The sequence below is a fragment of the Herbidospora sp. RD11066 genome, from assembly GCF_054661255.1.
In genome coordinates this window covers 65,349-86,757 of the sequence record NZ_BAAGDO010000017.1, presented here as the reverse complement: position 1 = coordinate 86,757, position 21,409 = coordinate 65,349, and the positions used below count along the sequence as shown (strand labels likewise).

Sequence of the window (21,409 nt, the reverse complement as noted above, 5' to 3'; positions counted from 1 at the left end):
CGACGACGTCACAGCGCACTCGACGGTCATCCACCGATCAGCCGCCTGTCACCAACGTCGTGACCGAGTACAGCTAGGCCATGGTCGTGCGGCTGCTGGCCGCCGACGACCCGGAAACCGGTCGCCTGGTCAGGCTGTTGATGACGCTCGTGCTGGCCTGGTCGCTCGCCACCACGTTCCCCGTTCGGGCCCCGGCCCTCGTCTGGACGGCGCTCGCGGCGTCGATGGCCTGCTGGCTGGCCTTCGTCGTGCTCGACCGGCGGGCCCCGCGAACGGCGGCGGCCCTGCTGGCGGCGGGTTCGGCGGCGGCCGCGTCGGTGTCGGGTTCCGAACAGGCGGCGCCGACGGTCTTCCTGTTCGCGGCGCTGCTGCTGTTCGCCGCCCACGTCACCCCCACGATGACGGCCATCGTCGCGGTCACCGCCGTCGACCTCGCCCTCACCTCCGCGAGCCTGGTCTGGTGGGACGAGCCCCGCGAGGCGATCATCGTGCGGGGCGCGGTGATCCTGTGCACGGTCCTGTTCGCGCTGCACCGCCGCCACTACCGCCGGGCCCAGCAGGACAGGGCCAGAGCCATGGCCCTCGACGAACGCGCCCGTATCGCCAGGGAACTCCACGACGTCCTGGCCCACTCGCTGGGCGCGCTGGGCGTCCAGCTCGAAGTGGCCGAAGCTCTGCTCACCGAACGCGGTGACGTCGACGGCGCGGTGAGCCGTATCCGCAGGTCACGCGCGCTGGCCAGGGAGGGCCTCGTCGAGGCCCGCTCGGCCGTGGCCGCCCTCCGCGAGGACGTCCCGCCGCTCCCCGACGCCCTGGGCCTGCTCGTCGCCGAACACCGAAGGGACCACGACATCCCCGCCCACCTGCGCACGACCGGCGCCCGCCGCCCGATCAGCCCCGCCGCCGAGGTCTGCCTGCTCAGAACCGCCCGCGAGGCCCTCACCAACGCCGCCAAGCACGCCCCGGGCCGCCCGGTCACCGTGGAGCTCGGCTACGGTGAGGGCGCGGTCCGCCTGGTGGTGCGCAACCCTGTACCTGCGGCGATCCCCGTCTCGTACGGGCATGGACTGCAGGGCATGTCCGAACGCCTGGCCCTGGCCGGCGGCACCCTGCGCGCCGGGCCCGCCGACGGCGTGTGGGAGGTCCGAGCGGAGGTACCGGAGTGAGGGTCGTGGTCGTGGACGACCAGCAGCTCATGCGCGAGGGCCTGGTCGCCCTGCTCGACCTGATCGACGACGTCGAGGTCGCGGGCGCCGCCGCCGACGGCGAGTCGGCGCTGAGCCTGGTCGCCGAAGTGCGCCCCGACGTCGTGCTCATGGACCTGCGCATGCCCGTCATGGACGGCGCCGAGGCCACCCGCCGCATCACAAGGCAGTACCCGGACGTGGCCGTCGTCGTGCTCACCACCTACGACGACGATCGGTCCGTCGACTCCGCCCTGCTCGCGGGGGCCCGCGGCTACCTGACCAAGGACGCCGGCCGCGCCGAGATCGCCGCCGCCCTCCGCTCGGCCGCCGCGGGCCAGTCGACCTTCACGGCCGCGGTCTCCCGCCGCCTGGTCGACGCCCTCTCCCGCGCCGCCCCGCCGCCACCGTCCACGACCTGGCCCGACGGGCTGACCGCGCGGGAGGTCGAGGTGCTCCGGCTGATCGCCGGCGGCCGGAGCAACGCCGAGATCGGCGCGGCCCTGTTCATCGCGGAGACGACCGTCAAAACCCACGTCAACAACGCCTTCGCCAAGATCGGCGTCCGCAACCGCACCGAGGCCGCCGGGTACGCCCACGACAACCTGGGGCCCTAAGGGCGCGTCTCACCTTTATGGGAATGTCCGCCGCAGTCGTCGCCCTCCTCCTCGCCGTGGAGCCGACCGCCGGAACATGGGCCGTCGTCCACACCAACCCCAAAGACACCTACGACGCCGTGACGGTGACACCCGGCGGCGCGGTCTGGGTCGCGGGGACGCGCGGCAAGGAACCGCTCCTGCTCAAGAACCGGAAGCGGGTCGCCGGGCCGGGGTTCCGGGTGAGGCGGCTGTCGTCGGCGTCCGACACCCGGGTCTGGGCGTTCGGCACCTCCCGGTACGCGCGGTGGGACGGCAAGCGCTGGCAGGTCAAGCCGTGGCCCTACGGCCGGGTCGACCGGGTGTATCCCAGCGGCAGCGGCCTGTGGGTCGTCGAGAACGCCAACACCTTCCCCGCCGCGGGTCAGGCCGGGTGGAAGGCGACGTCCACGCTGCGGCGCCTGGTCGGTTCGACCTGGCGGAAGGTCTCCACGCCGATCGCCGTCAAGGGGATCGACGGCAGGTGGGGGGCGGGTTCGTCGAAGGGTAAGGCGGCGCTGGCGCGCTGGTCCGGTACAGCCTGGCGCACGGTCGCCCTCCCGGCGATCCCCTCCCGGCATCCGGGCCAGATCTCGGAGCTGACCGACGTCGCGACCGACGGGGAGACCGGCAGGATCATGGCCGTCGGCTGGTCCGCGTGGCCCTGCAACGGCGCGAAGAAGCCCTTCTGCGGGGAGACCCTGCTGCTCACCGGCTATCCGGGCAGCTTCGAGGTCCACTCCGAGGCGGGCTTCCAGCCGCGCGCCCAGGCCGAGGCCGACGGCAGGGGCGGGGCCTGGATCGTCTACCCGAAGGGCGGCGGCAGCGCGTTCCTGCACATCCGGCCCGACGACGTCGTGTCCGGCGTCTTCCCGAACCAGAAGGCTGCTGTACGCGGCCTCGCGCACCAGACCGAGAGCGGCAACCTCTGGGCGGTCGGGGCGGCGGCGTCCGGGGGCGGCGGCACGATCTGGGCCGTCCGCCCCTGAACGCCTGACCGTTCCTACTTCACGATCTCGATGGTCTTCGAGGTCGTGATCGGGGCGAGCGAGGCGTCACCGGTGTAGGCGCGCATCGAGTCGTTGGTGACCGACACGGTGACCGTTCCGGCGTTCAACGCGGTGAGCGTGCGGGTCACCGGGTCGAGGATCGCCACCTTGCCCGCGTCACGGGCGGCCTCGACGGTGCCGCCGATCGCCAGGTTCGCCGAGCCGCTCCAGGCGACCGACATCGGGTAGCGCAGCGGCACCACGCGCGAGCCCGTCGCCACCCCCGACGGCTGCACGACGCTGCCGTCGAGCTCGGCCGTCTCGCCCACCTCGACCGACGCCGGGGTGTTCAGCGTGATCGACTGCGCGAACGCGCGGACCTGCGCCTCGATCCACTGCTCGTCGGCGTTCTGCCGCGCGTCCACCGACCAGTTGACCCAGCCGGTGAAACCGCCGCGGTCGGGCGTGCCGTACGGGTCCTTGCCCGACGACGGGAGCACGACGTACGGGACGCCTTCGACGCGGTTGACGTTCACGATCTGGGCGTGCGACCCGACCATCGCGGCGCCCTTGTTCGTGGCGTCGCGGAAGTCGCCGAGCATCTTCTTGATGAGCGCGACCTCGTCGCGGTCGCCGAGCTGGCTCGACTTGGTGTCGGCCGGGTCGTCCACCGGGTGGTGGGCGAACACCAGCACGTTGTGGACGGACAGGTCCTTCTCCGCGTCCTCAAGAGCATCGCGCAGCATCGGCAGCTGGTCCCACGCGGTGGCGCGCAGCGAGCCGAGCGAGCTGGCGAGCAGGATGAACCGGGTGCCCTTGTGGTCGAACGTCCGGTACGGCTGCCCGAACTCCCTGGTGAAGTTCGTCAGGTCCGACTGGACGTTGTTGAGGCCGTACGACTCGTGGTTGCCCGGCACGTAGTAGCAGGGAACGGTGCCCGGCTTGGCGGCCGTCTGCTCCTGGCCGACGGCGAGGAAGTCGCAGCCGGCGTCGGTGAGCACCTGGCGGGCCAGGGTGAGGTCCTGCGGCAGGCCGCGGTCGGTGATGTCGCCGTTGAGCACGATCAGGTCGGGGCCGGTGGCCCTGATCCGCCGGATGGCGGCCGTGGCGACCTGGGTCAGGCCGGGGTTGTCGGCGGTGAACTGCACGTCGGAGAGCGTGGCGAACCGCCAGGTCTTGTTGCTCTCGCGCAGCTCGCCGTCGGCGGAGATCAGCGGGTCCGACCGCAGCGCGGGCCGGGCGGGCAGGTCGATCGAGGTCGGGATGTCGGCCTCGATGCGGTCCAGGATGAACGTGCCCGGCTTCTGCTGGGAGACGTTCGTGTTGATGCCCTGGAAGCTGTTGATCGTGATCGGGAACACCGTGTTGGCGGGCAGCGTGAAGTTGGCGTACTGCCACTCGGTGCTCGGGACCAGCCCGGTGCCGTAGATGCCGGTGCTCTTGCCGTTGGCGTCGTAGTAGAGGAAGTAGCTCAGGCCGCTCGGCACGTTGATGGTCGACTTGATCCGCATCCGCAGCCGCAGCGGCTGGCCGGGCACCGCCACGCGCTGGGCCGCCGACACGGCTCCGACGCCGACGTTGCGCATCCCGTTGAAGTCGATGCGCAGGCCGTCGGGGTCGGCCGAGATCCTGGTCGCCGTGGTGCTGATGTCACGCCAGCGGGTGAGGACGTTGTCGTCGAAGTCGTACACCACCTGGGTCTGAACCCCGATCGTGATCGGGAGCTGAACCGACTCACCCCCGACCGTGACGGTGAGGATCGTGGCCGCGTTGGTGAGCGGGTCGATCCGCAGCTTGCCGTCGACCGGCCTGATGTCCACGACGCCGTGGTCGTAGTCGAGCGTGAGATCGCGCGGGTCGATCGGGGCCGTGTAGCCCTGGTCGTCGCGGCCGGTCACCGTGACGGTGACGGGTGCGCCGGCGGCGTCGGCGAAGGCGAGACGCTGCGACGACAGCTCCAGACGGTCGAGCGGGTGCAGCACGGTGATCCGTGCCCGCCCCGCCTCACGCCCGACGTGGGCCTCGACCTTGAGCTCGCCGTAGGGCTTGGCCATCTCGGTGGGAGCCGTCACGGTGCCGTTGTCGACGGACGCGCCGGGCACCGCCCAGCCCACCGACTTCGGATCGATCGCCACCGCCGTCTGGTGGTCGTCGACGCCCTGCGCGACGAGCGCGCGGCGCAGCCCCGGGAAGACCTTCAGCGCCGAACCCGGCGCGGGCTTGACGAGGATCTCGTGCGCCTTGCCGTCACCCTTGGCGACGAACACGCCGACGCCGTTGGTGTTGGCCCGCTCCCCGCCGTCGGACGGGGTGTTGCGGATGGTCACCTTGTCCTCGCCGAGCGCGCGGGCCACCATCTCGCTGGAGCCGCCGCTGTCGAGGATGACCGCGGTCTGGACGCCCATGGCGACCATGTCCCGGGCCACCTTGTCGATCGCGACGCCGCCGTTGCCGGTGCCACCGGGCCCGTTCCACTGCGCGAGCACGAGGGTGCGCCCGCCGTCCTTGAACCCGAACGAGGTACGCGGCGAGATCGCGGTGCTGTTCAGGTTCGCGCGCGGCTTGCCGCCGGAGACGATGATCCCCTCGCCGGTACCACCGTGCCCGAGCGCGAACCGCATGGTCTTGGCCGCCGGGTCGGACAGCTCCCACTTGAGCGTCACCGGGTCCCCGGGCTTCAGCGCGCGGATCGCGGTCGCGGCGGCGTCCCGTCCGACCAGGTAGAACCCGTCTTCCGGAATCGCCCCCGCCCCGGCGGGAGCACTCGGCGTGACCGAGACGACCTTGTCGTTCCGCACGAGGACTTCGGCGACGTCACCGTCCACGCCGATGAAGGGCCGGTTGCGGCTGTACGTCCCCCACACCGAGGTGAACGCGACCATGCCGTTCGCGGGCACCGGGTGGGGTTCGGGGTTGGCGGCGTTGACCGTCAGGACCGGGTAGTCGGTGCCCGCGAGGTTCGCGGACGCGTCGACCATGACGTTCACGAGCTGCGCGATACCGTCCTGGCTGACCCCGACGTGCGGCTGGATCCGAGCCGCCTCGGGACCGCCGAGGTTGGTCGTCTTGAGCAGCACCCCGTTCTGGATCTCGGCGCCGTGCGCCGCGGTGGAGTTGCCCAGGTCGTAGAAGTCACCGTTCACACCCGCGACCGCCCCGGCCTTGTCGGCCGCGACGGTGAGCGGCCCACCCGACGCGACCGGCCCCGCGGTCAGCAAATCAGTGCTGACCACACTGTTGGACAGGTCGACGGTCAGGAACCGGGCGTTGTACCAGCCCTTCTGGTCCACCGCCTGGATGTGCTGAAGGTCGATCCCGGGACCGATCTTCTCGGTCGTGTTGATCAGAGAGAGTCCACCGGTGACGGGTTCGGGTTGACCCGCGTACGCGGCGGCCGGGAAGGAGGCCAGCGCGGTCACCGTGGCAAGCGCCACGAGTATCGTCGATCTCACAGAAACCTCGGCTCAAGAGACGCGCGGAGGGGATGCCCCCCGCCACGCCCCGAATGATCAAGGTCAACCCCTACTCGTGAGTAACGCCACCACGTGCGGCCGATGAACCCAGACGAAAGATCAGCGCCTGGGCAACGGCCCGCAGCCGATCGGGGTCACCCCGACCCTGCGGGTGATGCGGTCGAACAGCGGCGGTCCAGTGTGGCGATCGTGGCGGCCGAGACCCGGAGTCGTTCGGCCGTCCGCGCGAAGTGCAATTCCTAGGCGAGCACGAGGAACACCTCGATGTCCTGACGCTCCACCGATCCCTCGTTCTTCAGCGTGTACGAACAATCGTTCCAGATTCCGTCATTGATGGGACGTGGCGTCGGGCCTGAGGATTGTCGTACACCGATTGATCACGGGAGGAGCTCGTCATGTGGGAGATGGTGCCCCGGCTTCTGGCCGACAACCGCTACCTCGTCCTCGCCACCGCCGACCAGCAGGGAAGGCCGTGGGCGACCCCGGTCTTCTTCGCCCCTGACGGTGAAGACCGGTTGTACTGGGTGTCGTCCCCGGACAGCCGGCATTCCCGCAACCTCGCCGAACGCCCCGACGTGGCCATCACCGTCTTCGACTCCCACGTACCGGTGGGCGGCGCCGAAGCGCTCTACCTCGAAGCGGTCGCGGGCGTGGCCGACGACCCCTTTGTGGCGTTGGCGGCACTCAACGCCCGCCTCCCGGCCGGCAAGGAACTCACCGACGACGACCTCGCGCCGGACGGCCCCTTGGTGGCCTACCGCGCCGACGTGCGCGAACACTTCGTCCTGATCCGAGGCGGCGACGCCCGCTTCGACAACGTCACCGACGCCCGCCTCCGCGTCGAACGCCCGAGGTAATGATCACTGGTTCGGCAGGTCTGCCTGGCTTCCACCGGGCGAGGGGGGATGACGGTTCATTCAACAGGCCGTTGGCCCCACCGACCTGTCCCTGGACTTTCCCGGCGCCGAGACCGGCGACCTGGCGATCCGCCTGGACGGCGGGTGCGCCACCCCCGCAAGCGGCCTGAGCGTGCTGGACCCGGGACGCACCATCGCGCGCTTCGCGGAACTGTTCCTCAACCCGCGAGATGGCCCGAGCTCATCGCCGACTTCCTGCGCGACCCTCAGAACATGGGCGTCTACTTCCCCGCCCAGGTGGACCTGAAGGTGAACGTGACGGCCACCAGCGGCAAGTTCCCGGGAGTGACCCTCGTCAACAAAGAGGGCGTTAGCCTGCGGAACCTCAATGCCGGGGAGTCCCTCCCCGCAACTCGGTCTACTCCCCCCCCAGCCGGCGAACTGGTCGATCGCGTCCTCGTCAAAATCGACAGCCTGGACACCGCCTTGACATTCGTCCCCGCCCGCGCCCTATGACCCGGGCCCGTCGGCAGCCTTTCGCCAGAGGCTCACCCCGTTTTACTCACTGGAGCAAGTCAGAATAGTCGACCGCCTTTTAACAGCCCGCCATTCCGCAAATTCGGCATGACCGGAATTCAATTCCCGACGCCCGACTTCACGTTCGCCGGAAATACGCCATCTTGTCGGTACTTACCGATAATCTCTCGCCAAAAGACGACAAAGGGATGGCGATGGACCCTCGTGAATTCGGGTTAGGACGGCTGAAGAGCGTCGCCGACGCGGCCGGGCGGCTGGTCGCCGACGGCACGAGCGCCGCGGTGAAACGCGTCTCCGAGGTCGCGGGGGAGGCCGAGGTGATCGCGCGGCAGTCCGCCGAACAGGTGATGGCGAAGGTCACGGAGGTGAAGGACAGTCTGTCGGCGCGGTCGTCCACCGACGACGCCGACCTGTCGGCGCTCAGTGGCGACGCGAAGCTGCTCTACTGCCGGGTGCTGGTCAGCCTGGCTCTCGTCGACGACGTCCTCGACCCCCGCGAGATCGCGAACCTCTATCTGTTCGCCTCCACGATCGGCCTCGACGCCGACGCGCGTTCGGCGTTGCGCGCTGAGATCACCGGCGCCGGGACCCTCGACGCCACCGAGAAGCTGTCCAGGGAACTGCACGACCTCCTTGACGAAGACCAGCGCGAGCCGGTGTTCACGCTGCTGGTGCGTGACCTGGTGCGCATCTCGCGCGCCGACCGGCACGCCGCCGACATCGAGCGTGAACGGATCGTGCTGGTCGCCGGGCTGGTGTTCCCCGAGTCGGCCGAGGAGGTCGTCCAGGCCACCGAACGGCTGGTGATCGCCGAAGAGGACTTCGCCTCCGGCAAGATCACGTCCAGCGAGTTGGAGGCCACCACCAAGGACATCGCCGCCAAGGCGGCCGCGTTCGGCGTTCCGATCGCTGCGGTCAGCCTGGCCGGGAGCGTCTCCGGTCTCGGCGCGGCGGGCATCACCTCGGGCCTGGCCGCCCTCGGGTTCGGCGGGCTGCTGGGCCTGAGCGCGATGGTCACCGGGATCGGCACGGTGGTGATCCTGGGGGTCGCGGTCCATCAGGGCACGCGTTACCTGCTGTCCAGCGGCGACCGTGAACGTGAGAAGCGCCGCGAGCACCTGATCCAGCAGGTCGTCAAGAACCACCAGCAGGCGATGGCCGAACTCACCGACGACATCTCGGGGCTGGCTCGCCGGATGGAGGCCCACCTCGCGCAGACGACGAGGAACGAGGAGCGGCTCGGCAAGCTCCGGGCCGAACTGGCCGCCTTCCAATTGGCCCTGGTGAATCTGCAGACCAGTCAGGAGGCCTTCGACCGGCGGGAGCCGCTCCATGTCGGATGACCGGCTTTCCGCCGCCGCCACGGTCGTCGCCTATCAGGCCGTCACGCTGACAGAACTCCGGAATCTGTTCGACCAGATGGAATTCGACCTCAAGGACGTTCTCGAACGCGAAAGTCGGGTCGGCGACACCCTCGATTCCCTCGAATCCGAATTCGACGTGATGCGCGCCCGTCTCGAAGCGATGGGCGTCTTCCTCCCTGCCGCGGAGTCACCGTCGACCGCCGTCGAGACGCCGATTCGTCGTCATTACACGGTGCCCGTCGTTCCGGCCGACGTCGACTTCGACGAGCTCGTCACGCTCGCCGAAGCACGGCTGGATCTGCTGGGCATCGATCTGACCCGCGACCCGCTCCTCCAGGTTCTTCCCTCAGGTCAGATCGCTCGCAGCCTGCGGAGCTATGCCGAGGAACACGGCGACATCAGCTGGGACGAGACCGACTGGACGGTCGTCCTGCTCGCCGGAGCCGTCGCGACCCTGCTGGATATCGTCCTCGTGCGCATCCCCCAGGACTCCACCTTCCTGGGCGAGAAATACTCGGGGTCGCCGCTCACCAAGTGGCTCAAGGACGACGACCGTGCGGGCGCTGTCCACCGGCGTTTCTTCAAGAGGTACGAGAAGTTGGCCAAAGTGCCCTACGACGCCCCTCACACGAAGGCCACCGGTGGCCTGGTCAGCGGCATGTGGCCGGGCACCCATCGGCTCCAGAGCCTCGGCCACGATCCGGCGCTGGGCTTCCTCTTCGGCGTGGCGGATCTCGTGCGTGGCACCGGCACCTACATCGACGGGGCGGGGGACCTGGTCCAGGTCACGACGAACTTCTCCCCGGTCGGCCTGATCGAGGCCCTGCTCACCCAGGTGCGTCATCTGCTCTCGGACGTCTACACCCCCGCCGGCCTGCAACCCCCGTTCTTCAGCCTGCTCCAGCTCGGCCAGATCGATTCGCCGTTCACGCTGGACGCGTCCGGCCTCAAGGTGCCGTGGACCGACGTCGCCCGCCACATGTACACGAACGGCTACGACCTGCGCCATTTCTTCACCATGGGCATCACTCCCGGCGTCGTGTCGGCGATCATCCGCGGTTACTGGCTTCTCAAGAGCTACGCCACCGGCGGGACCGCCGAACAGCGGAAGCTGGAGCACGCCAAGCTGACGTCCATGCTGCTGCTCGGGCACACCATCGCCACTTCGGGCACGCTTCTCAAGACCGGGCTGGTGTTCGGCATGAACCCGGCCGCCCTCAATTACAACCAGATTCTCGCCATGGCGCCCGCAACCATCGCCTGGATCAAAGAAGCGATCGCCCGCGACCATCGCATCGATCAGGCCCTGGAAAGGGAATGGGAGTCGCTGCTCAGTGGTGGAACCCCGTCGCCTTCATGTCCCGATGCATCGGATGCGACTGCGCCTCCAATTCCGGCAGCACTCTAGCGAGATCGTCCAGCAACAGATCCGCCAAATCGTGCGTGAACCCGTTCCGCACCACGATCCGCAGAACCGCCAGATCCTCCCGATCCTTGGGAAACGTATAAGCCGGCACCAGCCACCCCCTCTCCCGCAACCGCCGAGAAACATCGAACACATCAAACGCCGTAACAGAGTCGGCCGTAGTGAACGCAAAAACAGGCAGCTCATCCCCCTGGGAGATCAACCGGAACACCCCGAACTCAGCAATCCGCCGCGCCAGGTGAGTAGCCACCCCCCGAGAGATCCCCTGAACCTCCTGATACCCCCGCCGCCCCAGCCGAAGAAAGTTGTAATACTGCGCCACCACCTCGGCTCCGGGCCGGGAGAAGTTCAGCGCGAAGGTGGGCATGTCACCGCCCAGATAGTTGACCCGAAAAACAAGGTCCTCCGGGAGACACGAGGTGTGTCTCCACAGCACCCACCCCACCCCGGGATAAACCAGCCCATACTTATGCCCCGAAGTATTAATAGAAACCACCCGAGGCAACCGAAAATCCCACACCAGCTCAGGATCAAGGAACGGCGCGATCATCGCCCCCGAAGCCCCATCAACGTGCACCGGGATATCCCACCCCCGAGCTTCCTGCAAAGCATCGAGAGCAGCGCAGATCTCCGCGACAGGCTCGTAACTCCCATCGAACGTCGACCCCAGAACGGCCACCACACCAATGGTGTTCTCGTCGCAGTATTTGACGGCCTCTTCAGCAGTCAGGTGATACCGCTCCCCCGCCATCGGAACCAGCCGGGCCTCGACCTCCCAGTAATTACAGAACTTCTCCCAGCACACCTGAACGTTGGCCCCCATGACCAGGTTGGGCCGCCCAGGCCCGGACCAGCGCCGCTTCATGGCCATCCCGGCCAGCATGCACGCCTCACTCGACCCCGTCGTCGAGGTCCCGATCACGTCAGAGGGTGAAGGCGCGTTCCAGAGGTCCGCGAGGATACACACGCAGCGCCGTTCGAATTCGGCCGTCTGCGGATACTCGTCCTTGTCGATCATGTTCTTGTCGGCGCACTCGGCCATCAGCCGGGCGGCCTGCGGCTCCATCCACGTCGTGACGAACGTGGCCAGGTTGAGCCGGGCGTTCCCGTCGAGCATCAGCTCGTCGTGGACGAACTGCCACGCCGCCTCCGCCGGGACGGGCGAGTCGAAGAGCCGATGGGTGGGAGCGGTCAGATCAAGACCCAGCGCCGTGACCGGATTGACCGATCGCGACGCCGGGTGCTTGTGCGCATGTCCGGAGTGCAACGCCATGATCGATATCTATCAGGCGCACACCCCGTGAGCAGGTCAGCCGCGCTCGGCGGCCACCAGCCGCACGCAGACCGCCAGGCCGCTGATGGCGGCTTCGAGTTCCGCCGTGTCGGGGAACGTGGGCGCGATGCGGATGACCGAGTCGGTCGGGTCCTGGCCGTAGGGGTGTGTGGCGCCGGCCGGAGTCAGCGCGATCCCCGCCTCGGCCGCGCGGCGGACGACCTCCTTCGCGCACCCCTCGGGCACGGTCAGCGAGATGAAGTAGCCGCCCAGCGGCGACGACCACGTCGCCAGGCCTGACAGTTCCTTGGAAAGGATCGCGTCCACGACCTCGAACTTGGGCCTGATCAACTCGGCGTGGGCGCGCATGTGGGCGCGTACACCCTCTTCGTCGCGCAGGAACTCGACGTGGCGGAGCTGGTTGACCTTGTCGGCGCCGATCGTGCCCTTGCCCATGTAGCCGAGGAACCAGGCGATCGTCTCGGGCGAGCCGCCGAAGAACGAGACGCCCGAACCGGCCAGGGTCACCTTCGAGGTCGAGCCGAAGACGAACACGCGGTTGGCGTTGCCGGCCTCGGTCGCCAGGGCGAGCAGGTCGGCGAGCTCGGCCTCCTCGTCGAAGAGGTGGTGGATGGCGTAGGCGTTGTCCCAGAAGATCCGGAAGTCGGGGGCGGCCGTGGTCATGGAGGCCAGCCGGGCGACGGTCTCGGGCGCGTAGGTGGTGCCGTCGGGGTTGGAGTACTTCGGCACGCACCAGATGCCCTTGATGGCGGGGTCGGCGGCGACGAGGCGCTCGACCTCGTCCATGTCGGGGCCCTGGGGGGTCATCGCGACGGGGATGAGCTCGATGCCGAACCGCTCGCACAGCGCGAAGTGGCGGTCGTAGCCGGGGACGGGGGCCAGGAACGCCACCCGCTCCTCGTCGGCCCACTTGCGGGCGCCGCCGAGGGGCACTCCGAGAAGGCAGTGGACGATCGCGTCGTGCATGAGCGCGAGGCTGGAGTTGCCCCCGACGATGATCTGCGACGCCGGCACCTGGAGGAAGCCGCTGAACAGGTTCCGCAGTTCGGCCAGGCCGTTGAGGCCGCCGTAGTTGCGGGTGTCGGTGCCGTCGGCGGCGCGGAAGGACGTTCCGGGCAGGGAGAGCATCGGGGTCGACAGATCGAGCTGGGCGGAGGCGGGCTTGCCCCGGGTCAGATCGAGCTTGAGTCCCCTTGCCTTCAGCTCCTCATACTCGGCACGCACGTCGCTCATCGCGGGTTCCCTCGGTAGTAATGGGCGGACAGCGAAAGCTTAGTCACCACAGCCCGGCCTCCCGCCGCGAGGTGAACTCCCCGATCCTCCCCAACGCCTCGGCCACCCCCAGAGAGCCGGGTTTCCGCCCGTCCCGCAGCCGGAGGGACACCTCTCCCGCGTCCACTTCGCGAGAACCGACGATCAGCTGGTACGGCACCAGCCGCGCCTCCCGGATCCGCGCCCCCAGGCTCCCCTTCTCCGGCCCCGCCAGCACCGCGCGCAGCCCGAGATCGACACACCGCCGGACCACCCCGTCGGCGAACGCCACCTCGTCGTCCCCCAGCGGCAGCACCGCCACCTGCACCGGCGCCAGCCAGGCCGGGAAGGCGCCGCCGTGCACCTCGATCAGCTGGGCGACCGCCCGCTCGACGCTCCCGACGATGCTCCGGTGCACCATGACCGGCCGGTGCCTGCCCCCGTCGGGGCCGGTGTACTCGAGGTCGAACCGCGAGGGCTGGTAGAGGTCGATCTGGACGGTCGACAGGGTCGACTCCCGCCCGAGGCTGTCGGCGATCTGCACGTCGATCTTCGGCCCGTAGAACGCCGCCTCCCCCTCGACCGCTTCGTACGGGACCCCGTCGAGGACCTCCCGCAGCATCTCCCCCGCCCGCTCCCACAGCCCGGGAACCGCGACGTACTTCCCCGACGCCCCCGGCAGCGAGAGCCGGTAGCGCACCGGCTCGATCCCCATCGCCGCGTGAGCGGCGCCGATCAGCTCCAGGGCGGCGCGGGCCTCGTCGACGGCCTGGTCGGCGGTGCAGAAGATGTGCGCGTCGTTGAGCTGGATGGCCCGCACCCGGGTCAGCCCGCCCACCACTCCGGACGGTTCCGACCGGTACATCCCGCCGAGCTCGGCCAGCCGCAGCGGCAGCTCGCGGTAGCTGCGTCCGCGCGACCGGTAGATCAGCGCGTGGTGGGGGCACAGACTGGGCCGCAGCACCATCTGCTCCTCGCCGATCGCCATCGGCGGGTACATGTCGTCGCGGTAGTGGTCCCAGTGTCCGGAGATCTCGTAGAGCTCCCGTTTGCCCATGATCGGCGAGTAGACGTGCTGGTAGCCGTTGCGTCTCTCGACGTCACGGACGTAGTCCTCCAGTGCCATGCGGACGGCGGCGCCGTCGGGAAGCCAGAAGGGCAACCCCGCGCCCATGAGCGGATCCCCGTCGAACAGGTCGAGTTCGCGGCCGAGCTTGCGGTGGTCGTACACGATGCGTCTCCTCGCGGAAAAGGGGACGCACTCAACACCGAAGCCCGGGGCGGTGCGCCCCGGGCTTCGAAGTAAGGCAGTGATCAGCGCGCCGGGACGGATTCCGGCGTCGTCGTCAGATGGGCGCGCTGCATACGTCGAACGCTAACACGGGGACCTCGCAACGGTCGCCCCGAAATCCCGGCCCCTCCCACCCGGGGTCGAGCCATCCTCCCGCCCCCGACCGACGTTCTCCGCCGTATCGGCACCGCCCTGTGGAAACCGCGAGCAACTCCCCGCCCGACATCCTCGACATGGCCGGCCATGCCCTGTGGCCCGGCCATCGCGACCGACGTTCTCGCCACGCCCTGCGGAAAACCCGCGAGCCATCGCCCTCCCACCCGGGATCCGGCCACCACACCATCCACGACCGACATTCTCGCCACCGCCGACGACACCCTGTGGAGAACTCGTGGGCCGTCCATTCACGCCAGACCGACCGGTCGGTACCCTCAGCCCATGACTCTCTTCTCCGTCGAAGGCAAGACCGTCGTGGTGACCGGTGGGTCGCGTGGGATCGGCCGGATGATCGCTCAGGGTTTCGTGGACGGGGGCGCGACCGTCTACATCACCGCCCGCAAGAAGGACCAACTGGAGGAGACCGCCGCCGCGCTGGGTTGCGGTTCCGTGCAGGCCGACCTGTCGACACGCGAGGGCGTCGAGGCCGTGTACGAGCTGGTCTCCGCCCGCCACGACTCGCTCGACGTGCTGGTCAACAACGCCGGTGCCGCCTGGGGCGCCCCGCTCGACGACTATCCCGAGTCGGCCTTCGACAAGCTCTGGAACATCAACGTCAAGGGCGTCTTCGCCCTGACGCAGCGCTTCCTGCCGCTGCTGCGGAAGTCGGCGACCCCCGACGACCCAGCCAGGGTCATCAACATCGGCTCGGTCGACGGCATCAGGACCCCGGCGATGGAGAGCTACGCCTACTCGGCGACCAAGTCGGCGGTCCACATGCTGACCAGGCATCTCGCCGGCCGCCTGGCCAAGGAGTCGATCACCGTCAACGCCATCGCGCCGGGCCCGTTCGAGTCGAAGATGATGTCGTTCGTCCTCGACGACCCGCAGGCCCGGCAGATGGTCGCCGACAGCGTCCCGCTGGGACGGATCGGCCGCCCCGACGACATGGCCGGGACGGCGATCTTCCTCGCCTCACGGGCGGGCTCCTACCTGACGGGCACGGTCATCCCCGTCGACGGAGGGATCACGGGCTAGGCCAGCATCTCTTTCAGAGCGCGGGCGAACATGGCCGGTGCGTCGAGCTCGGTGTCGAGGTAGAGGTAGGGCTCGGTGAGTTCGAGCTCGATCATCACCGGCTCGCCGCCGGGCATGCGCACCAGGTCGACGCGGGCGTAGAGGAGCGGTTCGGCCACCTTGCCCAGGATCTCTTCCGCCAGGTCGAACTGGTCGTCGTCGGGGTCGCGCAGGGTGGCCTTGATCCCGGCGTCGTTGAGGTCGGCGATGCCGGGCAGCAGCAGGGGCGTGCGTCGCACGGCGTGGCTGAACTGGCCGTTGAAGTAGTGGAGCGACAGCTCGCCCTCGTGTTCGACGCTCTCGACGTAGGGCTGCACCATGACCGGGCGGCCCTGCGCTTCGAGGGAGGCGGCGAAGGCGGCGGCCTCGTCTTTCGAGGCGGTGCGCATGGTGTCGCGGGCGCCCGCCGAGATGGTCGGCTTGACGACGTATTCGGCCCAGTCGGGCAGGGCCAGCGAGCTCCAGTGGGTCGGCACGGTCGGCACGCCCAGGTGCTTCATGTAGGTCTTGTCGGTGTTCCATTCGAGCACCGACGCCGGGTTGAGCAGGCGGGTGTGCTGTTCGGCGCGCCAGGCCCAGCCGATGAACTCGTCGCGCCGGCCCACGTAGTCCCACGGGGAACGGACCACGGCCGCGTCGAAGGACGACCAGTCGGCCTCGGGGTCGTCCCAGCGGACGGGAGCGCCCTCGATCCCCTCGGCGAGCCAGGCCGACAGCACGGTCTCGCGTTCCGGATCGGGGCCGTCCCAGGTGACATATGCGGCCTTCATCGAACTTTCCCCTTGCGTGTGCGGATGACGTACAGCAACCCATCATGGCCGCAACGCACGGCGGCGCGCGCCGGGCCCGGAAGGAGGGCCTGGCGCGCGCCGGAACCGCTGACTAGCGGTCGAAGCGGTAGGCGAGGCCGACGACGCCGTTGCGGGCGGTGGCCGAGATGCCGTTGATGGTGTTGGCGTTGGTGGACGAGCCACTGCCGATGTTGGTGGCGGCCACGTTGCCGAACACGTTGCCCGACTGGGCGGACCCGCGGTTCACACTGCCGTTGCTGATCCAGGTGTCGGCGTGCGCGGGGGCGGCCATGAGGCTCGCACCGGCGGCGGCGGCGAGGACGGCACCGGTCACGGCAAGCTTCTTGAACATGTTCTCTCCTTCGGGTGGGGTGAGTGCTGGGGACGCGACCGCGGTTTACTTGAAGATGTAGACCACGGTCACGCTGCCGCCGGTGGCGGTAGCGGAGATGCCGTTGATCGTGTTGACGTTGGTCGAACGGCCGGAGCCGGCGTTGCGCGCGGCGACCCAGCCGAAGTTGTTGCCCGACTGCGAAGAGCCGATGTTGGCGCTCCAGTTGTCGGACCACGTGTCGGCGTGGGCCGGGGTGGCGATGAGGCTCGCACCGGCGGCGGCGGCGAGCATCGCACTGGTCACGCAGATCTTCTTGATCACTACGGCTCCTTCTCGCGCTTTCCTTGACGGTCTGTTTGACTGGCCGGTCAAAGCACTGCCGAGCATATAGCTCTCAGTAGTTGTTTGATAGCACTCTGTGATCAGAATTTTAGTCTAGAAAGAGAAACGGCCCCGCGGCTGCGCCCGCGAGGCCGTTGCTTATGGGGATTTCACGGCAATCGGCCGGTCAAGGTCTCGGCCGCCGCCTGGCCGCACACCCGCGAAGCTCCGTGTGTCGCGATGTGCACGGCGCCCAGATCGGTCCGTCCGGGCAGGCCCATCTCGACCACCACGCCGTCGGGGCGGGCGGCGAGCATGTGGCCGAGGGCGTCCATCTGCCAGGCGTGGCGGTGGGCGTCGCGCACCACCACGACCAGCGGGCGGTCGGCGGCCCGGTCGAGCAGGTCGGCGGGCACGCCGTCGGCCAGTTCGGCCTCGCCCAGGCGGGTGACGGTGGTGCCCGGGAGGAGCGCTCCCAAGGGATCGGCGACGCCCCAGGGCTGGTGCTTGTCGATGGCCAGGTTGGTCTCGGGTGACAGCTCGACCACGTGGGGTGCGGCGCTGAGCGGCAGGCGGGCGCCGTCGTGGTGGCTGACCCTGATCGCGCGGCGGGCCGCGGCCAGGCCGACCGGGCCGCCGTTGAGCACCCGGTCACCGGCGCTGAAGCGCCAGGCGGCCAGCTTGGCCACGCGGGCGGCCGCCTCGTGCAGGCGGTCCTCCGTCAGCAGGCCGCCGACCACGGCGTCGGCGATGGTGTTCCTGATGAGGTCGAAGGTCGCCTCATCCGCGTGCTCGCCGCCGACGCAGACCGAGTCGGCCCCGGCCGCGACCGCGCGGGCGGCGGCGCCGCCGATGCCGTAGACCGCCGAGACGGCGGCCATCTCGATGGCGTCGGTGATCACGACCCCGTCGAAGCCGAGTTCGCCCCGCAGCAGGTCGGTGAGGATGCGCGGGCTCAGGGTGGCCGGCAGCCCCTCGTCGTACGACGGCACCACCAGGTGGCCCGTCATGATCGCCCGCACGCCCTCCTGGATGGCGGCGCGGAAGGGCCACAGCTCCACCTCGTGGAGTTCCTCGCGGGTGACCGCGACGACCGGGAGGCTGTGGTGCGAGTCGACCGAGGTGTCCCCGTGCCCGGGGAAGTGCTTGGCGCAGGCCGCCACGCCCGTCGACTGCAACCCCCTGATCCAGGCGGCCGTGTGGCGGGCCACCAGACCGGGATCGGCGCCGAAGGAGCGCAGCCCGATCACCGGGTTGTCGGGGTTGGAGTTGACGTCGGCGGCCGGCGCGAAGTTGATCGTCACCCCGGCGGCGGCCAGGTCGTGTCCGATGTCCCTGGCCACCTCCTCGGTGAGATGCACGTCGTCGACCACGCCGAGGGCGTAGTTGCCGGGGCGGGAGCTGCCCGTACGGGCCTCCAGCCGGGTGACGTCGCCCGCCTCCTCGTCGATGCCGACCAGCAGCGCGGGGTTGTCCGCGCGCAGTGCGGCCGTGAGGGCCGCGAGCTGGTCCGGCGTGTCGACGTTCCGGGAGAACAAGACCACCCCGGCGAGGCCGTCGGCGAGACGCCTGCGCAACCAGTCGGGGGGCGAGGTCCCGATGAAGCCGGGGAGGATGACCGAATCAGCCAGACGCAGCAGCTCCACGCTTCGCGTCATGCGGCACCGCACTTGGGCATGCCCGAAATCTAATAGGAAAGTTTCCTATTCGCTAGAGGTCTTACCTGCAATTTCACAAGTCGATTCGTTCGAGCTTGTTACCGACGGCACGGAACGAGGCTGCCGTGGACACCGGGGCGCCGGGCCGGTCGACGTACGCGACGGCCCGGTAGTCGACCGTGAACTCCTCCATCGAGGCGTTGGCGACCAGGTAGCCGCGGTGGCCGTCGAAGTAGCGCAGGTGCGGGTTGCGGTCGAACACGTCCTCGGCGACGGCCGGTGGGGCGCTCGTGATCGCGGTCGTGACGAACTCCACGCCCCTGTCAAGTTCGGCCGCCCAGGCGTTGTGCACGTCGCCGCTCAGGACCACGAAGTCGTCGGGGGCGGCCTGGAGGATCTTGGTGCGGCTGGCCGGGAAGGCGTCCCACGAGTCGGTGCTCGGCGGGGTTCGCGGGGCGAAGAAGAGCGGCTGGGCGAGGATCGTCCAGCGGGCGGTGGAGCCCTTGAGGCGGTCGAGCAGCCAGGTGGTCTGGGCGGGGCCGAGCATGTCGCCGGGGGTGCGATATTGCCGCACGTCGGCCAGCAGCAGGTCGGCGACCTTCCCGTAGGGGCGCCAGCGGCTGAACTGCATCGCGTCGGCGCCGGGCTTGACGCGGTAGGGCAGGTGTTCGTAGTTGGCCTGGTAGGCGGCCTTGCGGCGTTTCTGGTCGACCGTCTTGCCGTAGTTGTTCACGACCTCGTGGTCGTCGGGGATGGTCAGCCAGGGCGCGGCGGCGTGGGCGGCCTGGAGGTCGGGGTCGAGGCGGTAGAGGGCGTACCGCTCGCGGTAGGCGTTGAGGGTGCTGCAGGCGGCGGTCGAGTCCTTCAACGGCCTCACGTAGCGTCCCGCCGCGGGGTTGGCCGGTTTGCCGTATTCGTAGATGTAGTCGCCGAGGTGCAGGATGACGTCGGGCTTCTCGGCGGCCAGGTGCTTGTAGGCGGTGAAGTGCCCGTGTTCGTAGCGCTGGCAGCTCGCCACCGCGATCCGCAGCGGCGCCGTCGAGGTCGGTGCGGGTGCCGTTTTCGTACGGCCCACGCGTGACGTGTGGCCGTCCACGCGGAACCGGTAAAAGTACACAGAAGACGGGCGTAAGCCGGTGACCTTCACGTGCACGCTGTGCGCGCCCGCGGCCTGGGCCCTGGCCGTGCCCGATTTGGTGAGCGTGGTGAAGCCCTCGTCTTCGGCCAGTTCCCACCGCACGTCGAACGCGCTCTTGGGCATGCCGCCGCCGTTGAGGGGGTCGGGCGCGAGGCGGGTCCAGAGGATGACGCCGTCGGGCGCGGGCTCCCCCGAGGCGACGCCCAATGTGAACGGAAATGCGATTTTCGCCATCCTCGATCATCGCCGATTCGCCAACGTGAATGGCCCGAACGGCGCAACGGCTCATAATGGGTGGGTGAACCAGCGCAAGAACACCGCGACGGCGCGCAGAACCCACGTGGGTCCCGCCTCGGAGCGCCGCGACCACCTGGTCAAACTGGCGGCGGAACTGTTCGCGCGCAAGGGCTTTCAGGCCACCACCGTCCGGAACATCGCCGACGAGGCCGGGATCCTGTCCGGCAGCCTCTACCACCACTTCGACTCCAAGGAGTCGATCGTCGACGAGGTCCTGCGCACGTTCCTCGACGACCTGACCGCGCGCTACCGGGTGATCCTCGACTCGGGCCGGAGCCCGACCGAGGTGCTGACCCAGATGATCCGCATCGGGTTCGCCACGCTCGAACCGCACCGCGCGGCCATCACCGTCATGCAGAACGACTGGAACTACCTGCGGTCGCTCGAACACCACCGCTTCGACTACCTCGTGAAGGCCGAAGACGAGATCGAGCGCATGTGGCTGGAGCAGATCAAGAAGGGCCAGGCCAGCGGCGCGCTTCGGGCCGACGTCGACCCGAAGCTGACCTACCGCATGATCCGCGACTCGATCTGGGTGGCGGTGCGCTGGTTCCGTCCGGGCGGGCGGCTCAACACGGGCGCGCTCGCCGACCACTACATCACGGTCCTGTTCGACGGCCTGGCGACCGGAGACCGGACCAGCCAGCCGGGATGAGCCTCGTCGACGCGGCCCGGGCCGCCCTCGGAGACCTCGCCGACCCGGAGAAGGCACCGGTGATGCGGGCTTACATGAAGTCCGAGATGCCGTTCCTCGGCGTGCAGACCGGGCCGAGGCGGCTGGCGCTGAAGAAGGTCTTCACCGACCACCGGCTCGACTCGGCGCCCGTCTGGCGCCGGACCGTCCTCGAACTGTGGCGCGAGGCCAAATACCGCGAGGAGCGCTACGCCGCGATCGACCTGGCGGGCTTCCGGCTCTACCGCACGTGGCAGACCCTCTACACCCTGCCGATGTACGAAGAGATGATCGTCACCGGCGCCTGGTGGGACCTGGTCGACGAACTCGCCGTCCACCGGATCGGCGGGCTGCTCCGCCAGTTCCCCGAGACGATGCGCCCGACGATGCTCGAATGGGCCCACGACCCGAACCTGTGGAAGCGCCGCACCGCGATCCTGTCGCAGAACACCTTCCAGGAACGCACCGACAGCGCGCTCCTCTACGCCTGCATCGAGCCCAGCCTGTCGGACACCGACTTCTTCGCCCGCAAGGCGATCGGCTGGGCGCTGCGTGAATACGCCAAGGAGTTCCCCCGCGAGGTCGTGCGCTACGTCGAACACCAGGGCCTGAGCGGGCTGTCGCGGCGTGAGGCGCTGAAGAACATCCCCGGAAACGACTGAA

19 protein-coding genes are annotated in these 21,409 nt (G+C 69.1%); 10 read left to right on the top strand and 9 right to left on the bottom strand.

The window, feature by feature from the left end:
• The first annotated feature begins 80 nt into the window (after nucleotides 1–80).
• The 3 genes from ACYQ78_RS38570 to ACYQ78_RS38560 are packed head-to-tail and all read left to right on the top strand — an operon-like array spanning nucleotide 81 to nucleotide 2,808.
• Nucleotides 81–1,166 (top strand): sensor histidine kinase, encoded by a 1,086-nt coding sequence (locus ACYQ78_RS38570; protein ID WP_459805951.1) that lies wholly within the window; start codon nucleotides 81–83, stop codon nucleotides 1,164–1,166.
• The gene (locus ACYQ78_RS38565) at nucleotides 1,163–1,801 is read left to right on the top strand and encodes a response regulator (RefSeq protein WP_459805950.1); all 639 of its coding nucleotides are present in this window, start codon (nucleotides 1,163–1,165) and stop codon (nucleotides 1,799–1,801) included. Before ACYQ78_RS38570 ends, ACYQ78_RS38565 begins: the two co-directional genes overlap by 4 nt.
• Before the next feature lie 23 nt (nucleotides 1,802–1,824).
• Nucleotides 1,825–2,808 carry a hypothetical protein gene (locus ACYQ78_RS38560; RefSeq protein ID WP_459805949.1) on the top strand — a complete coding sequence of 328 codons (984 nt, stop codon included), beginning with the start codon at nucleotides 1,825–1,827 and terminating at the stop codon, nucleotides 2,806–2,808.
• A gap of 14 nt (nucleotides 2,809–2,822) precedes the next feature.
• On the opposite strand, the gene ACYQ78_RS38555 is transcribed toward ACYQ78_RS38560, so the two are convergent.
• Nucleotides 2,823–6,260 (bottom strand): phosphodiester glycosidase family protein, encoded by a 3,438-nt coding sequence (locus ACYQ78_RS38555; protein WP_459805948.1) that lies wholly within the window; start codon nucleotides 6,258–6,260, stop codon nucleotides 2,823–2,825.
• 416 nt (nucleotides 6,261–6,676) lie between these two features.
• On the opposite strand from ACYQ78_RS38555, the gene ACYQ78_RS38550 reads away from it, so the two are divergent.
• The 4 genes from ACYQ78_RS38550 (at nucleotide 6,677) to ACYQ78_RS38535 (ending at nucleotide 10,447) form a co-directional block, all read left to right on the top strand.
• Nucleotides 6,677–7,138 carry a pyridoxamine 5'-phosphate oxidase family protein gene (locus ACYQ78_RS38550; protein WP_459805947.1) on the top strand — a complete coding sequence of 154 codons (462 nt, stop codon included), beginning with the start codon at nucleotides 6,677–6,679 and terminating at the stop codon, nucleotides 7,136–7,138.
• 273 nt (nucleotides 7,139–7,411) lie between these two features.
• On the top strand, nucleotides 7,412–7,654 hold the full coding sequence (locus ACYQ78_RS38545; protein ID WP_459805946.1) for a hypothetical protein: 243 nt from the start codon (nucleotides 7,412–7,414) through the stop codon (nucleotides 7,652–7,654).
• A gap of 215 nt (nucleotides 7,655–7,869) precedes the next feature.
• The gene (locus ACYQ78_RS38540) at nucleotides 7,870–9,018 is read left to right on the top strand and encodes a hypothetical protein (protein ID WP_459805945.1); all 1,149 of its coding nucleotides are present in this window, start codon (nucleotides 7,870–7,872) and stop codon (nucleotides 9,016–9,018) included.
• On the top strand, nucleotides 9,008–10,447 hold the full coding sequence (locus ACYQ78_RS38535) for a hypothetical protein (protein ID WP_459805944.1): 1,440 nt from the start codon (nucleotides 9,008–9,010) through the stop codon (nucleotides 10,445–10,447). Before ACYQ78_RS38540 ends, ACYQ78_RS38535 begins: the two co-directional genes overlap by 11 nt.
• On the opposite strand, the gene ACYQ78_RS38530 is transcribed toward ACYQ78_RS38535, so the two are convergent.
• From ACYQ78_RS38530 to thrS, 3 genes are read right to left on the bottom strand one after another with little or no spacing between them, the layout of a single operon-like run.
• A complete protein-coding gene (locus ACYQ78_RS38530; protein WP_459805943.1) occupies nucleotides 10,371–11,738 on the bottom strand; it encodes a glutamate decarboxylase in 1,368 nt (455 codons plus the stop codon). The two genes, ACYQ78_RS38535 and ACYQ78_RS38530, sit on opposite strands and share 77 nt — an antisense overlap.
• 36 nt (nucleotides 11,739–11,774) lie before the next feature.
• Entirely contained in the window at nucleotides 11,775–12,992 is a 1,218-nt protein-coding gene (locus tag ACYQ78_RS38525; protein WP_459805942.1) for an aminotransferase class I/II-fold pyridoxal phosphate-dependent enzyme, read from the bottom strand.
• 43 nt (nucleotides 12,993–13,035) lie between these two features.
• A complete protein-coding gene (thrS, locus tag ACYQ78_RS38520; RefSeq protein ID WP_459805941.1) occupies nucleotides 13,036–14,241 on the bottom strand; it encodes a threonine--tRNA ligase in 1,206 nt (401 codons plus the stop codon).
• Between the two features lie 498 nt (nucleotides 14,242–14,739).
• Between thrS and ACYQ78_RS38515 the strand changes: the two genes are divergently transcribed.
• Nucleotides 14,740–15,495, top strand: a complete 756-nt coding sequence (locus ACYQ78_RS38515) for an SDR family oxidoreductase (protein ID WP_459805940.1) — start codon at nucleotides 14,740–14,742, stop codon at nucleotides 15,493–15,495.
• On the opposite strand, the gene ACYQ78_RS38510 is transcribed toward ACYQ78_RS38515, so the two are convergent.
• The 5 genes from ACYQ78_RS38510 to ACYQ78_RS38490 all read right to left on the bottom strand — a co-directional run bounded on the left by ACYQ78_RS38510 (nucleotide 15,492) and on the right by ACYQ78_RS38490 (nucleotide 20,010).
• The gene (locus tag ACYQ78_RS38510) at nucleotides 15,492–16,304 is read right to left on the bottom strand and encodes an ATP-grasp domain-containing protein (RefSeq protein WP_459805939.1); all 813 of its coding nucleotides are present in this window, start codon (nucleotides 16,302–16,304) and stop codon (nucleotides 15,492–15,494) included. The genes ACYQ78_RS38515 and ACYQ78_RS38510 overlap by 4 nt on opposite strands.
• A gap of 112 nt (nucleotides 16,305–16,416) precedes the next feature.
• A complete protein-coding gene (locus tag ACYQ78_RS38505; RefSeq protein ID WP_459805938.1) occupies nucleotides 16,417–16,677 on the bottom strand; it encodes a hypothetical protein in 261 nt (86 codons plus the stop codon).
• Nucleotides 16,678–16,722: 45 nt separating this feature from the next.
• Complete coding sequence (locus ACYQ78_RS38500; protein WP_459805937.1) at nucleotides 16,723–16,980, bottom strand: hypothetical protein; 258 nt, start codon at nucleotides 16,978–16,980, stop codon at nucleotides 16,723–16,725.
• 170 nt (nucleotides 16,981–17,150) lie between these two features.
• Complete coding sequence (locus ACYQ78_RS38495) at nucleotides 17,151–18,638, bottom strand: glycoside hydrolase family 3 protein (RefSeq protein WP_459805936.1); 1,488 nt, start codon at nucleotides 18,636–18,638, stop codon at nucleotides 17,151–17,153.
• Between the two features lie 73 nt (nucleotides 18,639–18,711).
• Nucleotides 18,712–20,010, bottom strand: coding sequence for an alkaline phosphatase D family protein (locus ACYQ78_RS38490; RefSeq protein ID WP_459805935.1), 1,299 nt, complete (start codon nucleotides 20,008–20,010; stop codon nucleotides 18,712–18,714).
• A gap of 64 nt (nucleotides 20,011–20,074) precedes the next feature.
• Between ACYQ78_RS38490 and ACYQ78_RS38485 the strand changes: the two genes are divergently transcribed.
• Together ACYQ78_RS38485 and ACYQ78_RS38480 are read left to right on the top strand one after the other, a co-directional pair.
• Nucleotides 20,075–20,728 (top strand): TetR/AcrR family transcriptional regulator, encoded by a 654-nt coding sequence (locus tag ACYQ78_RS38485; RefSeq protein ID WP_459805934.1) that lies wholly within the window; start codon nucleotides 20,075–20,077, stop codon nucleotides 20,726–20,728.
• On the top strand, nucleotides 20,725–21,408 hold the full coding sequence (locus ACYQ78_RS38480) for a DNA alkylation repair protein (RefSeq protein WP_459805933.1): 684 nt from the start codon (nucleotides 20,725–20,727) through the stop codon (nucleotides 21,406–21,408). Before ACYQ78_RS38485 ends, ACYQ78_RS38480 begins: the two co-directional genes overlap by 4 nt.
• Nucleotide 21,409 lies beyond the last annotated feature (1 nt).

Bases quoted from the DNA above. Each gene is read 5' to 3' on its own strand.
- ACYQ78_RS38570 (WP_459805951.1), top strand. From the start codon at position 81: ATGGTCGTGCGGCTGCTGGCCGCCGACGACCCGGAAACCGGTCGCCTG.
- ACYQ78_RS38560 (WP_459805949.1), top strand. From the start codon at position 1,825: ATGTCCGCCGCAGTCGTCGCCCTCCTCCTCGCCGTGGAGCCGACCGCC.
- ACYQ78_RS38550 (WP_459805947.1), top strand. From the start codon at position 6,677: ATGTGGGAGATGGTGCCCCGGCTTCTGGCCGACAACCGCTACCTCGTC.
- ACYQ78_RS38545 (WP_459805946.1), top strand. From the start codon at position 7,412: ATGGGCGTCTACTTCCCCGCCCAGGTGGACCTGAAGGTGAACGTGACG.
- ACYQ78_RS38540 (WP_459805945.1), top strand. From the start codon at position 7,870: ATGGACCCTCGTGAATTCGGGTTAGGACGGCTGAAGAGCGTCGCCGAC.
- ACYQ78_RS38535 (WP_459805944.1), top strand. From the start codon at position 9,008: ATGTCGGATGACCGGCTTTCCGCCGCCGCCACGGTCGTCGCCTATCAG.
- ACYQ78_RS38530 (WP_459805943.1), bottom strand. From the start codon at position 11,738: ATGGCGTTGCACTCCGGACATGCGCACAAGCACCCGGCGTCGCGATCG.
- ACYQ78_RS38525 (WP_459805942.1), bottom strand. From the start codon at position 12,992: ATGAGCGACGTGCGTGCCGAGTATGAGGAGCTGAAGGCAAGGGGACTC.
- ACYQ78_RS38515 (WP_459805940.1), top strand. From the start codon at position 14,740: ATGACTCTCTTCTCCGTCGAAGGCAAGACCGTCGTGGTGACCGGTGGG.
- ACYQ78_RS38510 (WP_459805939.1), bottom strand. From the start codon at position 16,304: ATGAAGGCCGCATATGTCACCTGGGACGGCCCCGATCCGGAACGCGAG.
- ACYQ78_RS38505 (WP_459805938.1), bottom strand. From the start codon at position 16,677: ATGTTCAAGAAGCTTGCCGTGACCGGTGCCGTCCTCGCCGCCGCCGCC.
- ACYQ78_RS38495 (WP_459805936.1), bottom strand. From the start codon at position 18,638: ATGACGCGAAGCGTGGAGCTGCTGCGTCTGGCTGATTCGGTCATCCTC.
- ACYQ78_RS38490 (WP_459805935.1), bottom strand. From the start codon at position 20,010: ATGGCGAAAATCGCATTTCCGTTCACATTGGGCGTCGCCTCGGGGGAG.
- ACYQ78_RS38480 (WP_459805933.1), top strand. From the start codon at position 20,725: ATGAGCCTCGTCGACGCGGCCCGGGCCGCCCTCGGAGACCTCGCCGAC.